The sequence below is a fragment of the Bradyrhizobium tropiciagri genome (genome assembly GCF_001189845.1).
GTDB classification, from domain to species: Bacteria; Pseudomonadota; Alphaproteobacteria; order Rhizobiales; family Xanthobacteraceae; genus Bradyrhizobium; species Bradyrhizobium tropiciagri.
This window is the reverse complement of the sequence record NZ_LFLZ01000079.1, coordinates 1-13,749: the sequence shown is the minus strand read 5'-3', so window position 1 is coordinate 13,749 and position 13,749 is coordinate 1. Positions and strand designations below refer to the sequence as shown.

The 13,749-nt window shown below is 64.4% G+C and carries 9 protein-coding genes and 3 pseudogenes; 8 read left to right on the top strand and 4 right to left on the bottom strand.

Going from position 1 to position 13,749, the window contains the following annotated elements; translation table 11 throughout:
• The first annotated feature begins 145 nt into the window (after positions 1–145).
• The 3 genes and pseudogenes from AKN84_RS37575 to AKN84_RS37565 all read left to right on the top strand — a co-directional run bounded on the left by AKN84_RS37575 (position 146) and on the right by AKN84_RS37565 (position 3,440).
• Positions 146–781 carry a CvpA family protein gene (locus tag AKN84_RS37575; RefSeq protein ID WP_050425444.1) on the top strand — a complete coding sequence of 212 codons (636 nt, stop codon included), beginning with the start codon at positions 146–148 and terminating at the stop codon, positions 779–781.
• 40 nt (positions 782–821) lie between these two features.
• A pseudogene (gene purF / locus AKN84_RS37570) lies at positions 822–2,362 on the top strand (amidophosphoribosyltransferase).
• A 337-nt stretch (positions 2,363–2,699) separates the two neighbouring features.
• Entirely contained in the window at positions 2,700–3,440 is a 741-nt protein-coding gene (locus AKN84_RS37565) for an SDR family NAD(P)-dependent oxidoreductase (RefSeq protein ID WP_050425443.1), read from the top strand.
• Between the two features lie 18 nt (positions 3,441–3,458).
• Here the strand turns inward: AKN84_RS37565 and AKN84_RS37560 are convergent, their stop codons facing one another.
• The gene (locus AKN84_RS37560; protein ID WP_128971503.1) at positions 3,459–5,258 is read right to left on the bottom strand and encodes a hypothetical protein; all 1,800 of its coding nucleotides are present in this window, start codon (positions 5,256–5,258) and stop codon (positions 3,459–3,461) included.
• Positions 5,259–5,278: 20 nt separating this feature from the next.
• Between AKN84_RS37560 and AKN84_RS37555 the strand changes: the two genes are divergently transcribed.
• Positions 5,279–6,415 carry an NHL repeat-containing protein gene (locus AKN84_RS37555; protein WP_050425441.1) on the top strand — a complete coding sequence of 379 codons (1,137 nt, stop codon included), beginning with the start codon at positions 5,279–5,281 and terminating at the stop codon, positions 6,413–6,415.
• 151 nt (positions 6,416–6,566) lie between these two features.
• On the top strand, positions 6,567–7,793 hold the full coding sequence (locus AKN84_RS37550; protein WP_050425440.1) for an ABC transporter substrate-binding protein: 1,227 nt from the start codon (positions 6,567–6,569) through the stop codon (positions 7,791–7,793).
• Positions 7,794–8,085: 292 nt separating this feature from the next.
• Here the strand turns inward: AKN84_RS37550 and AKN84_RS37545 are convergent.
• Positions 8,086–8,324: pseudogene (locus AKN84_RS37545) on the bottom strand (DUF3313 family protein); the annotation flags it as partial.
• 121 nt (positions 8,325–8,445) lie between these two features.
• On the opposite strand from AKN84_RS37545, the gene AKN84_RS37540 reads away from it, so the two are divergent.
• The 3 genes from AKN84_RS37540 to AKN84_RS37530 all read left to right on the top strand — a co-directional run bounded on the left by AKN84_RS37540 (position 8,446) and on the right by AKN84_RS37530 (position 10,880).
• Positions 8,446–8,838: a YybH family protein gene (locus AKN84_RS37540; protein WP_050425467.1), complete on the top strand. Its 393-nt coding sequence runs from the start codon at positions 8,446–8,448 to the stop codon at positions 8,836–8,838.
• 117 nt (positions 8,839–8,955) lie between these two features.
• Positions 8,956–10,395, top strand: a complete 1,440-nt coding sequence (locus AKN84_RS37535) for a DUF1254 domain-containing protein (protein WP_050425439.1) — start codon at positions 8,956–8,958, stop codon at positions 10,393–10,395.
• Between the two features lie 47 nt (positions 10,396–10,442).
• A complete protein-coding gene (locus tag AKN84_RS37530; RefSeq protein ID WP_128971502.1) occupies positions 10,443–10,880 on the top strand; it encodes a DUF2721 domain-containing protein in 438 nt (145 codons plus the stop codon).
• Between the two features lie 55 nt (positions 10,881–10,935).
• On the opposite strand, the pseudogene AKN84_RS37525 reads toward AKN84_RS37530, so the two are convergent.
• Positions 10,936–12,184 (bottom strand): annotated as a pseudogene (locus AKN84_RS37525) (MFS transporter).
• Entirely contained in the window at positions 12,181–13,563 is a 1,383-nt protein-coding gene (gene der / locus AKN84_RS37520; RefSeq protein ID WP_050425438.1) for a ribosome biogenesis GTPase Der, read from the bottom strand. Before der ends, AKN84_RS37525 begins: the two are co-directional and overlap by 4 nt.
• Positions 13,564–13,749: the final 186 nt, after the last annotated feature.

Sequence of the window (13,749 nt, the reverse complement as noted above, 5' to 3'; positions counted from 1 at the left end):
CGCGCGGGACAGGTGGCGCCCCGGCCTTGCCGGATGCCCCCGATGCGCCTCAGTTAGGACGGCACCGAGACGCCGATTCGCGAGAGCCTTAACAGCGTAAGCCCTTAACAGCGTACCGAAACGTACCAGCGGACCTGACCAGCCGATGCCCATAACGATCCTCGATCTCGTCCTGCTCGGCGTGATGCTGATTTCGGGCCTGCTTGCCATGGTGCGCGGCTTCATGCGCGAGATCCTGTCGATCGCGGCCTGGGGCGCCGCCGCGCTGGTCACGCTGTATGCTTTCTCCAAGCTGCTGCCGACCGCCAAGACTTACTTCAATAACGACACGGTCGCGGCCGTCGTCGTGGTGGCCGGCACCTTCATCGGCACGCTGATCGTGGTCTCGGTGATCACGGTGCGGATCTCGGACATGATCCTGGATTCCCGGATCGGCGCGCTCGACCGCACCCTCGGCTTCCTGTTCGGCCTCGCCCGCGGCCTCCTGATCGTGGTGGTGGCGTTCATGTTCTTCACCTGGCTGGTTCCGGACAAGCAGCGGCCCGATTGGGTGACCGGAGCGAAGTCCCGAGTGGTGCTGCAGGGAACCGGGGATTGGCTGATGTCGCTCTTGCCTGACGACCCCGAGAACACCATCTTAAAGAAGTTCAAGAAGAATAAGCCAGACGACGATTCTGCGGCTGATACCAATGATCAGGCGACGCCGGCGTCGGGCGATGGCTACAGCAAACCTGCGCGTGACAGCTTGAAAAAGCTGATCGAGAAACCCGCGGGCCGATAACTTATTTGGTTTGGGCCCCTCACGAGAGGCGATGAACGAGATGCAGACCCCTTCCGATCACGCCGACCAGATGGATCTCGACCTCGGCCCGATCGAATTGCAGGAACATCTCCGGGAAGACGATCTCCGGTACCACCCCGACCTAGATGGCGACACGCTCCGTGAGGAATGCGGCGTGTTCGGCGTCTTCGGCCATTCCGAGGCCGCCGCGATCACCGCGCTCGGCCTCCACGCTTTGCAACACCGCGGCCAGGAAGCCGCCGGCATCGTCTCCTTCGACGGCGGGCGCTTTCACAGTGAACGCCGCCTCGGCCTGGTCGGCGACGCCTTCTCCCGCCGCGAGGTGATCGAGCGCCTGCCCGGCAATGCCGCGGTCGGCCATGTCCGCTACTCCACGACCGGCGGCACCATCCTGCGCAACGTGCAGCCGCTGTTCGCCGAGCTCAGCGCCGGCGGCTTTGCGGTCGGCCACAACGGCAACTTGACCAACGGCCTGACCCTGCGCCGCGAGCTGGTCAAGGGCGGCGCCATGATGCAGTCGACCACCGACACCGAGGTGATCCTGCATCTCGTCGCGCAGTCGAAGCGGACCCGCTTCATCGACCGTTTCATCGAGGCGCTGCGCACCATCGAGGGCGCCTACGCGCTGGTCGCGCTGACCAACAAGAAGCTGGTCGGCGCCCGCGATCCGCTCGGCATCCGCCCCTTGGTGCTCGGCGATCTCGACGGCCATCCGATCCTGACCTCGGAGACCTGCGCGCTCGACATGATCGGCGCCAAATATGTCCGCGACATCGAGCCCGGCGAGATCATCGTGTTCGACGAGGCCGGCGCGCACAGCCACAAGCCGTTCCCGCCGAAGCCCGCCCGGCCCTGCATCTTCGAGTACATCTATTTCGCCCGGCCGGATTCGATCGTCGGCGGCCGCTCGGTCTATGACGTGCGCAAGGCGTTCGGCGCCCAGCTCGCCCGCGAGAGCCATCCCGAGGTCGACGTCGTGGTGCCGGTGCCGGATTCCGGCGTACCCGCCGCGGTCGGCTACAGCCAGTATTCCGGCGTGCCGTTCGAGCTCGGCATTATCCGCAACCACTATGTCGGCCGCACCTTCATCCAACCGACCCAGACCGTGCGCGAGCTCGGCGTGCGCATGAAGCATTCGGCCAACCGCGCCGCGATCGAGGGCAAGCGCATCATCCTGATCGACGACAGTCTGGTGCGAGGCACCACCTCGAAGAAGATCGTGCGCATGATGCGCGATGCCGGCGCCCGCGAGGTGCATTTCCGCCTCGCCTCGCCGCCGATCCTCTATCCCGACTATTACGGCATCGACCTGCCCGATCGCGGCGGTCTGCTGGCAGCGACCCATTCGCTCGAGGAGATGCGCGACATCATCGGCGCCGACTCGCTGGCCTTCCTGTCGATCGACGGCATGTACCGCGCGATGGGCTATGAGGGACGCGATCCCGCCAGCCCGAAATTCGCCGACCACTGCTTCACCGGCGCTATCCGACCCATCTCACCGACCAGAGCGAAACCGAGCCCTCGCCGCGCCAGCTCTCGCTGCTGGCGGAGGCGAGCTAGCCACATCCTCACTGTCGTCCCAGCGAAAGCATAGGTGCATGCACACATCTTCTGGAGTCTTCTCAAGGACTTGGCTGAAGAACGCAGAGAAATGACGACGTTTAGCTAAGCTGCGCTCGCGAACTTTGGTCATCGCCCCACATCCAAGTCCTTGATTAAGAGTCGGTTTTTCGATCGGAAAAGATGTGTGCATGCCCTAGAGCGAAAGCAGGGACCCATAACCACCAGCCTATGTGGCTGGTGACAGTGTTAGACACGAGCACTTTCTTCCATTATCGCCGTCACGGCGTATGGGTCCCTGCTTTCGCAGGGACGACGATTTGTTAGAGTCCCTTCCATGACAAAACCCCTCGCCTCCCGGATTGCCCTCGTGACCGGCGCCTCGCGCGGTATCGGCTATGCGACATCAGTTGCGCTGGCCAAGGCCGGCGCGCATGTGGTGGCGGTGGCGCGCACGCAAGGCGGGCTGGAAGAACTCGACGACGAGATCCGCAAGCACGGCGGCAGCGCCACGCTGGTGCCGCTCTCGCTCACCGATTACGAGGGCATCGCGCGGCTCGGGCTCGCGCTGCATGAGCGCCATGGCAAGCTCGACATCCTCGTCGGCAATGCCGGCACCGCCGGCCCTTCGTCGCCGCTCGGCCATATCGAGCTGAAGCCGTGGAACGACGTGATGGCGATCAACGTCACCGCGAACTTCCAGCTGATCCGCTGCATGGACCCGCTGCTGCGCCAGTCAGACGCCGGCCGCGCGGTGTTCGTGACCTCAGGCGTGGCGCACAAGGCCAGCGCCTATCTCGGCCCCTATGCGGCCTCGAAGGCGGCGCTGGACGCGCTGGTGCGCTCCTGGGCCAACGAGACCGCCAACACGCCGCTGCGCGTCAACCTGTTCAGCCCCGGCCCGATCCGCACCCGGATGCGCGCCCAGGTGTTTCCCGGCGAAGACCCGATGACCCTGGATACGCCGGACATGGCCGCCGAATTCATTGTGCCGATGTGTGCGCCGGAGTGGACCGAGACCGGGAAGCTCTACGACTACAAGGCCCGCACGCTGCGGACTTTCCAGCCGCCGGCGTAATCGAACGCCTAAGCCGATCTACTTTGCATCGGCCGCGAGCTGGACGCCGATGTTGGCCAGCTCGTCGATCTGACGCCAGACTTCGACTTGCCGGCCTGCGAGTTGCACGGCGACCGCCGGCGACAGCGGCCTGATGATCTGGACCAGACGATCGATCGCGCCAGGATCGGTCACACCGAACTTGTCCACGATGGTGATCATGCTCGCCGGCTTGCCGGCCCCGTCGAGCCGCCAGGCCAATTCGGCCGCGAGACCGGCGTCGTTGCCGGTCAGCCGGGCCATCGTCAGGACCTGCGCGAGATCGTCGCGCGCCCGGTCTTCGTCGCCGGTCATGTACCAGGCATTGGCTGCAGCGAGCAACAAGGGCGCGTCCTGCGCAGTCCCCGCGCGCTGTTCGAGTACCTCGATCGCAGGCGCGGCCGCCGCTCCGTGGCCGGTGTCAATCGCGCGTTTGACGACATAAGAAATCGTTTCGCGGACCTTCGCATCATCGCGAACCTTGGTGGCGGCGGCGATCGCGCCATCGACGTCGCCACGCCCCGCGCGCGCAAGCGCCAGATTGATCAGAGCGCCGTCATGCTCCCACTGCAGCTTGGCATCCCCGGTGGGAGACGACATCGCAAGCGTCATGGCTTCCGCATCGCGCTTTGCGACGAGATCGCGACGTCCGCGCCGGGCATATTCGTCCGCGGCGTTGCTGAGACACTGGCTGCGGCGCGCGGGCGTGCTCACCGCAGCGGCAGCCGTCTCGACGTCTTGATCCCGAGCCAGCCCCGCCAGCACCGTGATCAGTTCACTGACCACATTGAACCGAGCGGTATCGTCCTTGCCGTCCAGCCATTGCGGCCACGGCTCGACCAGCCTTGCTGCCGGTTGAGGTGCCCCGGCGGCGAGCAAGGCGCGCGCGAGCGCGATCACGGCCGACGGCTCAGCATCGATGCTGGTCATCCGGTCGACGGCCCTGGCGGCTCGCTGTGCTGCGCGGGAAATCTCTGCCTGATCGCCGCGCGTCAGCGCATCGCGCAGCAACTGCTGCAACGGAAGAGGCTCGTTGAGACGTTCGGCTTCACGCCACGCCTCTTCGCGCCAGCCCGCCGCGGCGGGATAGGTGTTGGCAATCACGAGCAACCAATCAACCGTCCGCGCGCCATGGCCGCCGACAAGACGCAAGGTCCGATCGGACTGACCGAGGCCGGCCCATACTTTTCCGGCAAGCGCAGGTACGCCTTGCGCGTCTTCATCGCTGTCCCCGGCGATCGACGGCAATTCGCGTTCGACGTCCTCGACAATCTCGCGCGCTTGCGCCGCATCCTTCTCCACCAGGAGAGAGGCCACGACAAGCATTCCGCCGAGCCGCGCCACCGTCGACTTTTGCTGCCGCGCTGTCTCAAGGGCGTCACCGAAGCGGCCCGCGCGTGCAATCCACTCGACATCTTCCCAAGGCGGCGGATCGGGATTGTCTGAAATCACGTAGTCGAGAGCAACTTCGAGATCATTGTCCGCCAATTCCTGCTCGGCGAATTCAACGTGAGCTCGATTGCCGTCACCAGCCGGCAATTTCTTCGCGAGCAGGAAGACTTCAGCCGCCAGGCATTTGATGCTCGGCGCCGTCGCGCAATCGATCGGAATAGCGGCCGAGGAACTCAGGCAAAGCATCGACGCTGCCATGCCGCTCAACCATCCACGCATCCGTTCGACCTCGCTACCTGAGATAGCAGCTTGATACTGCAAGCCAAGTGGTCGCGCAACGCGCGTGCGGACGGATTGACTCCTCCCTCGCCCCACGATTGACTGCGCTCCCAGCGGGACGCCCGCCAAGAAAAAGCTCGGGAGGCATCATGACGCCGACGTTCAATCGCGCGCGCTCCATTCTCACTGGATTGTTTCTCTCCGCCGGCATCGCATCATCGGCCCTTCTCACTCAGCCCGCGCCCGCCCAGGCCGGTGATGTCCCGACCTTCGCGGTCGATCCGTCCTGGCCCAAGCAGCTTCCCAACAACTGGATCATCGGCCAGGTCGGCGGCATCACCGTCGACTGGCAGGGGCATATCTGGGTGGTCCATCGCCCGCGCTCGCTGACCGATGGCGAGAAGGCGGCGAGCCTGACCCCGCCGCGCGCGAAATGCTGCGTGGCGGCGCCGCCGGTGCTCGAATTCGATGTCGACGGCAATCTGCTGCGCGCCTGGGGCGGCCCCGGCGACGGCTATCAATGGGTCGGCCGCGAGCATGGCATCGAGGTCGACGAGCGCGGCTTCGTCTGGATCGGCGGCAATGCCGATGACGACAGCGAAATCCTGAAGTTCTCGCTCGACGGCAAGTATCTCGGCCAGATCGGCAAGATCGCAGCCCGCACCAACAGCAACGACACCACCCAGCTCGGCCGTCCCGCCGAGATGGCGATCGACAAGGCGGCCAACGAGCTATACATCGCCGACGGCTACGGCAACCGCCGCGTCATCGTGTTCGACGCCACCACGCTGGCCTACAAGCGGCACTGGGGCGGCTATGGCAAGCTGCCCACCGACGACAAGCAGCCGCCATACGATCCAAGCGCCGCGGTGCAGGAACAGTTCGGCAACCCCGTGCATTGCATCAAGATCGCCAATGACGGGCTGGTCTATGTCTGCGACCGCAGCCAGGACCGCATCCAGGTGTTCCAGAAGAACGGCACCTTCGTCAGGGAATGGTTCTACGAGAAGAACACGCGCGGCGACGGCGCGGTGTTCGATCTCGCGCTGTGGCCCGATCCGAAGCAGACCTATCTGCTCAACGCCGACGGCGCCAACAACGAGATCCGCGTGCTCAAGCGCGACGATGGCTCAGTGGTCGGCACCTTCGGCCATAGCGGCCGCAATGCCGGGCAGTTCGCGCTGCTGCATGTCATGGCGGTCGACCAGAAGGGCAATGTCTACACCGGCGAGGTCGAGGGCAAGCGGATCCAGAAGTTCAAGCTGACCTCGGACGCGCTGAAGTAGAGATGACGGCGGGATGACGCTTCGATGCAGTTCATCCGGCTTTATGCTGATTGCCGCATCCACCCGGACAGGGTAAGCGGAAACCCGAACGACCGGCACAAGGCCCCGCAAGAGGGCCGTCCGGAAAAAATCACAGTGGAGGGAATGTCTGATGACGACGACGCTCGCACGGCGCCATGCCGTGCTTCTCGCTTGCGCTGCACTCGGCCTTGCTACCCCTGCCCTTGCGCAGGACAAGAACGTCAAGATCGGCGTGCTGAACGACATGTCGGGCCTCTATGCCGACATCGGCGGCCCGAATTCGGTCGCCGCAGCCAACATGGCGGTGGAAGATTCCGGCCTGCGTGCCAAGGGCTGGAAGATCGAGGTGGTCAGCGGCGACCATCAGAACAAGCCCGACGTCGGCGTCAACATCGCGCGCAACTGGATCGACAACGAGAAGGTCGACATCATCACCGACACGCCGAACTCCGGCGTCGCGCTCGCGGTGAGCAACCTCGCCAAGGAGAAGAACTCGATCGTGCTCAACTCGGGAGCGGCGACCGCCGACCTCACCGGCAAGGCCTGCAACGCCAACACGATCTCCTACACGTTCGACACCTACATGCTCGCCAACGGCACCGGCAAGGCGCTGACCAAGGCCGGCGGCGACAGCTGGTTCTTCCTCACCGCCGACTACGCCTTCGGCCATGCGCTTGAGCGCGACACCGCGGCGGTCGTCACCGCTAACGGCGGCAAGGTGCTCGGCGGCGTCAAGCACCCGCTCAACACCGCGGACTTCTCGTCGTTCCTGCTGCAGGCGCAGGCCTCCAAGGCCAAGATCATCGGCCTCGCCAATGCCGGCGGCGACACCACCAACGCGATCAAGCAGGCGTCCGAATTCGGCATCACCGCAGGCGGACAGAAGCTCGCGGCGCTGCTCTTGTTCGTCAACGACGTGCATGCGCTGGGCCTGAAGATCGCGCAGGGCCTCACCTTCACCGAGTCGTTCTACTGGGACATGAACGACCAGACCCGCGCCTGGTCGAAGCGCTTCCAGAAGGTCTCGCCGAAGGGCTCGATGCCCTCGATGACGGTCGCCGGCGTCTATGCCGGCGTGCTGCATTACCTGAAGGCGCTGGACGCGATGGGCGGCAATCCGCATGACGGCGCCAAGGTCGTCGCCAAGATGAAGGAAATCCCGACCGACGATCCGCTGTTCGGCAAGGGTCCGTTGCGGATCGACGGCCGCCGCATCATCCCGGCCTATCTGTTCGAGGTGAAGAAGCCGGAAGAGTCCAAATATCCCTGGGACTATTACAAGCTGATCGCCACCATCTCGCCGGAAGACGCCGCCAAGCCGCTCGAGGCCAGCGACTGTCCGCTGGTGAAGAAGTAAGCGAGCATCGGTGCGTAGGGTGGGTTAGCGCAGCTTCGTAGGATGGGTAGAGCGCAGCGAAACCCATCATCTCGAGGCTTGCGCAAGCGCGATCGCTTCGCTCTACCCATCCTACGCACCTAACCCGCCCTACTCCTCATCATCACTTCGCCGCCGCCTTCCTCGCCGGCGGCGGCAGCGAGGCCCATTCCCGGTCGGCACGCGGGCGCCGACGTCACCGGTCAGACCGACGAGTTGTCCGGGCTGCACGTCGAGCGTCTGCGTCCAGGTCTGAGTCTGGCACAAGAACTTCATCAGAGGCGTTGGGATACTGCTTGCTGACGTAGGCGCCGAGCAGGCGCGCGGTCGAGCTGTCGAACATCTCGACGGCATAGATCACCGAGCCGGTCATGGTGCCCTCGCCGTCGCGCGCCGCCGCACGCCGTTGTAGATCGCGCCCGCCATATCGAAGCGCGACAGCGTGCCGAGCACCGGCGTGTTGGCGACCGCACCGGTCAAGGTCAGCCGCACGCGGAACGTGTTCGGCCCGCGCGCGGATCAGGCCGTTTCGGCTGCATCGCGCGCCTCGGACGGTAAACAACCTGCATGTCGGATGGGCGCCGTCGCATTCGTCCTCGAGGCATCGATCAGCCAGCCCCCGGAGACGCGAGCCATGCCACAGCCAAAACAGACGGCGGAAACCGAAATCAGGACGCTCATCGAAGCCTGGGCGGACGCCGTTCGCCGACAGGACTATCCGGGCATTCTCGCCCATCACGATCAGGACATCGTGATGTTCGACGTTCCCCCGCCATTGCAGTCGCGCGGAATGGATGAGTACCGGAAGACGTGGGACCTATTCTACACTTGCTACCGCCCCTCCCACGCCTTCAATATCGAGGAGATCGCGATCACGGCCGGCGAAGATGTCGCCTTTGCCGTCATGGTGATGCGGTGCGGCCCACCCGACGCCACGTTCCAGTTCAGGCTGACAACCGGCCTGCGCAAGGTCGGCGGCGACTGGCGGATCACGCATGAGCACCATTCGGTGCCGGCGACGGACTAAGAGGACAGCAGCGGACCTCGACGAGGCGCGACAACAAGGCGCCTTGATGCAAATCAAGTGCAAGTGGAACTCGTCCTGATATCCGGTTATCCTCCGAACAGGCTAGGAGGGCTCGCCATGTCGATCAGCCGTCGTCAAGCACTTGCGTTACTGGGTGCCGCAGCCACGCCCATCGCGATTTCCCGCGCTGCACACGCCGATTTTGATGGTCCGGTTGTCCGGGCGTGGGAGGCCGGCGAAGATTTCTGGCTCGCCCAGGATGCCTACATCTACGGCTATCCGCTCGTGACGATGGAGATGACCCGCCGGATCATGACCAACGTTGCTTCCGTGGAAGGTACACGCGGGCCGATGGGGCAATTCATCAAGCTCCGCAAGTACCCGGACGCCAGCTTCAGGGACGTCACGGCGCCCAATGCCGACACCCTCTACACATCAGCCTGGATCGACGTGGGCGACGAGCCTTGGGTCCTCAGCATGCCGGACATGAAGGACCGCTACTTCCTGTTTCCGATGCTGGATGGCTGGACCGACGTCTTCCAGGTGCCGGGCAAGCGCACAACCGGCACGAAGCCGCAGACCTACGCGATCACAGGACCGGGCTGGAACGGAACGCTTCCGGCAGGGGTGAAGGAGTACAAGTCCCCCACCAGCATGGTCTGGATTTTGGGCCGCATCTATTGCACCGGCACGCCGGAGGATTACGCGGCCGTGCACGCCGCGCAGGACGAGTTCAAGCTTGCGCCCCTCAGCGCCTACGGCAAATCGTATGCGCCCCAGCCAGGCAAGGTCGATGCGTCAATCGACATGAAGACGGCGGTTCGTGATCAGGTCAACGGTCTGGATGCCGCGGCATACTTCACCCTTCTTGCGCAACTGATGAAGCGCAATCCACCGGCCACCGCCGATGCATCCGAGGTCGCCAAATTCGCGAAGATCGGCCTTGTCCCGGGCAAGGATTTTGATGCGAGCAAATTCGATGCCGGGTTCGCCAAGCGGGTCCCGCAGGTGGCATTCGACCGGATCATGCTGCAGTTCAAGGTGAACAAGGCGATCCGAAACGAGAACGGTTGGGCTTTCGATAGCGAAGCCGGCATCTACGGCACCAACTATCTCAACCGTGCCTTTGTCACTGCAATCGGCCTTGGCGCCAATCGAATTCAGGATGCGTGCTATCCGACATCGCAGAAGGACGCCGACGGCAAGGATTATGTCGGCAGCAACAAATACGTGATGCGTTTTCCGAAGGGGCAGCTCCCTCCGGTCGCAGGCTTCTGGTCGATCACGATGTATGACGAAAACTACTTCTTCGTCCCCAATCCGATCAACCGCCAGTCGATCAGTGCCCGCCAGAACCTCAAATCCAATCCAGACGGTTCGGTTGAACTCTATATCCAGAAGGACAGTCCAGGTTCGGACAAGGAGAGCAACTGGCTTCCCGCACCTGCGGGCAAGTTCATCCTGATGTTGCGCATGTACTGGCCGAACGAAAAGTCGCCGTCGATCATCAACGGAACCTGGAAGCCGCCCCCGGTACGGAAGGTAACAAGCAGCTAGGGAAGACTGCGGGTGAACCCGGCGGTCTATGCACAGAGGTAAGCGCGATGCTGCTTCCCGACACTCCGTCCGTCGAACAATTGTCGCAGGTGATCGTCCAGGTCACCGCTCCTTCGTTCCTTCTGGGAGCGGTTGCCGGGTTCGTTTCGCTGCTGATCGCCCGCATGAACCGCGTGAGCGACCGGATCCAGGCGCTCAATGCAATCTCGGATAGCGAGAGCGCTAAAATCGGGTCGAAGAAGGACATGCACCAGCTGAGGCGTCGCGCCGAATTGCTGAACCGAGCGATCGTGTTCTCCGCGACGAGTGCGATATTGACGTGCTTGCTCGTGATCGTGGCGTTCGTCAGCGCATATTACCAGCTGCGGCACGAATATGGTGTAGCCGTGCTCTTCATTGTCGCTCTCGGCTTCTTCATAGCGGCGTTGGTCAATCTCGTCCGCGAAACCTGGATTTCCGTGCACGAGTACGCGCTCGATCGCTAGAACGGCAGACGTTGCGACCCAGGATCTGTGAATACGGCTAGCTCAGCCCACGCAATCACGAAGCCGTTGTCTTCGCCGCCGTCGCGCGCCAAGCGATCGCGAGTGCGAGCAGCAGTAGCGCGCCCGCCAGATAGAACGGCGCGCCGGGCATCTCGAGCGGCGCGTTGCCGCCGATGAAATAGGCGAACGTCAGCGTGAACAGGAACGGGCCGATCAATTCCGACATGCTCTGCACGCTCGAGGTCGCGCCCTGCAACTGGCCCTGCTGGTCGGCGGCGACGAGCTGCGTCGTCAGCGCCTGGGTCGCGGCGCCGGAAATGCCCACAGCGCCATCACGGGAATGCCGATCCAGAATAGCTGGCCAGTCGGCGCCGCGCCAAAGATCACGAAGCCCAAGGCGCCGCAGATGAGGCCGAGGAACAGCGCGTCGCGCTCGCCGAGGCGCTGCACGATCGGGCCGATCGCCGCGCCCTGCACGATCATGCCGCAGAGCCCGACCAGCGCCAGCGTCGCGCCGACCGTGCCGGTGTCCCATCCGTAGCGATAGGTGGCGTACAGCACGAACACCGAGGGCAGCACGACATGGGCGAGCTGGCCGAAGAACGTCGCCAGCGACAGGCCCGCCAGCGTCCGGTTCGAAAGCAGAAAGCGCAGCGCGCCGATCGGATTGGCGCTCTTCCATTTGAACGGCGCGCGCCGCTCCACCGGCAGCGATTCCGGCAGGATCAACAGGCCATAGAGTGGTTGACGAAGCTCAGCCCCGCCGCCGCCCAGAACGGCAGCCGCGGATCGATCTCGCCGAGCAGGCCGCCGAGCGCCGGCCCCATGATGAAGCCGGCGCCGAACGCGACGCCGATCTTGCCGAACATCGCGGCGCGCTGCTCCGGCGCGGTGACGTCGGCGATGTAAGCGAACACGGTCGAGATGCTCGACGAGGTGATGCCCGAAATCGCCCGCCCGATGAACAGCCAGATCAGGTTCGGCGCCAGTGCCATCAGCACATAGTCGGCGGCGAGGCCGAAATTCGACAGCAGCACCACCGGCCGGCGGCCGAAGCGATCGGACAACGCACCCAGGATCGGCGAGCAGACGAACTGCATCAATGCCCAGATCGAGCCGAACACGCCGAAGATGCGCGCCGCGTTCGCGGTGTCGTTGTTGACGAAGCCTTCGATCAGCTTGGGCAGGATCGGGATGATGATCCCGAGCGCGAGCATGTCGAGCAGCAGCGTGATGAAGATGAAGACCACCGCGCCGCTGCGCGCCGGGGCTGCGGCAGTATCAGTCCGCGCCTCTTCAGTCACGACGGCCGCTTGCGCTTGTGCGCGAACGGATTGGCCTTTTCTCTTAGCGTAACACGAATGGGCGTGCCCGGCAGATCGAACGTCTCGCGCAGCGAGTTGATGAGGTATCGCAGATAGGATCGCGGGATCGCATCGGCGCGCGAGCAGAACAGCACGAAGCTCGGCGGGCGCGCCTTCACCTGCGTGATGTAGTTCAGCTTCAGCCGGCGGCCCGAGACGGCCGGCGGCGGGTTGGCCTGGATCGCCTGCTCGAACCAGCGATTGAGCGCCGAGGTCGGCAAACGCCGGTTCCAGACCGCATAGGCCTCCTGGATCGCCGTCATCAGGCGGTCGATGCCCTCGCCCATCAGGCCGGAGACGGCGACGATCGGCGCACCCTTGACCTGCGGCAGCCAGTGATCGGCATCGGTGCGCAGCTGCGAGATCTGGTTCGGCTTGCGCTCGACGAGGTCCCATTTGTTGACCGCGAGCACGATGGCGCGGCCTTCGCGCTCGATCAGGTCCGCGATGCGCAGGTCCTGCTCCTCGAACTTGTTCTGCGCGTCCATCATCATCACGACGACCTCGGCGAAGCGCACCGCGCGCAGCGCGTCGGCGACCGAGAGCTTTTCCAGCTTCTCCTCGATCCGCGAGCGGCGGCGCAGGCCGGCGGTGTCGAACACCCGGAACTGGCGGCCCTGCCAGGTGATCTCGACCGCGATGGAATCGCGCGTGGTGCCGGCCTCGGGGCTGGTCAGCAGCCGCTCCTCGCCGAGCAGGTGATTGATCAGCGTCGACTTGCCGGCATTGGGCCGGCCGACGATGGCGACGCGGATCGGGCGCTGCGCGGCCTCCTCCTCCGAGATGTCCTCGTCGTCCTCGACCTCGTCGTCTTCCTCTGGCGCCTCGGGCACCAGCGCGCTCAGCGCCTCGTGGAGGTCGCCCATGCCCTCGCCATGCTCGGCCGAGATCTGGACGGGATCGCCGAGACCGAGCGCGTAGGATTCCATCGCGCCGATCTCGCCATGCTTGCCCTCGGCCTTGTTGGCGATCAGCACCACCGGCTTGTTGGCCTTGCGGGCGAAGTCGGCGAAGGCGCGGTCGGTCGGCGTCAGGCCGACGCGGGCGTCGATCACGAACATCAGGGCGTCGGCGAGTTCGATCGCGGTTTCGGTCTGCTCCTGCATCCGCGCCGTCAGCGAACCTTTGGCGCCCTCGTCGAGCCCCGCGGTGTCGATGATGGTGAAGTCGAGGTCGTAGAGCTTGGCCTGCCCCTCGCGGCGGTCGCGCGTGACGCCGGGCTCGTCGTCGACCAGCGCGAGCTTCTGGCCGACCAGCCGGTTGAACAGCGTCGACTTTCCGACATTGGGCCGGCCGATAATGGCGATGGTAAAAGACATGGATCATCCAGGCGCGGTCTGCTGCCCGCGGGTCAAGTGCTGCAAAGAACTACAACAGGAATGAAGGGCGGTCGAAGCAAATGAGGAGCACCTTCTCCCTCTCCCCGTTCTTACGGGGAGAGGGTTGGGGTGAGGGGCTGTCTCCGCGAACACCGCAAATCGTGAGTTCGTGGAGACTCCCCCTCA

What these genes read in the sequence shown, in the direction of transcription:
- AKN84_RS37535 (WP_050425439.1), top strand. Translation starts at nt 8,956, where the DNA reads ATGTCGATCAGCCGTCGTCAAGCACTTGCGTTACTGGGTGCCGCAGCC.
- AKN84_RS37575 (WP_050425444.1), top strand. Translation starts at nt 146, where the DNA reads ATGCCCATAACGATCCTCGATCTCGTCCTGCTCGGCGTGATGCTGATT.
- AKN84_RS37540 (WP_050425467.1), top strand. Translation starts at nt 8,446, where the DNA reads ATGCCACAGCCAAAACAGACGGCGGAAACCGAAATCAGGACGCTCATC.
- AKN84_RS37550 (WP_050425440.1), top strand. Translation starts at nt 6,567, where the DNA reads ATGACGACGACGCTCGCACGGCGCCATGCCGTGCTTCTCGCTTGCGCT.
- AKN84_RS37530 (WP_128971502.1), top strand. Translation starts at nt 10,443, where the DNA reads ATGCTGCTTCCCGACACTCCGTCCGTCGAACAATTGTCGCAGGTGATC.
- AKN84_RS37555 (WP_050425441.1), top strand. Translation starts at nt 5,279, where the DNA reads ATGACGCCGACGTTCAATCGCGCGCGCTCCATTCTCACTGGATTGTTT.
- der (WP_050425438.1), bottom strand. Translation starts at nt 13,563, where the DNA reads ATGTCTTTTACCATCGCCATTATCGGCCGGCCCAATGTCGGAAAGTCG.
- AKN84_RS37565 (WP_050425443.1), top strand. Translation starts at nt 2,700, where the DNA reads ATGACAAAACCCCTCGCCTCCCGGATTGCCCTCGTGACCGGCGCCTCG.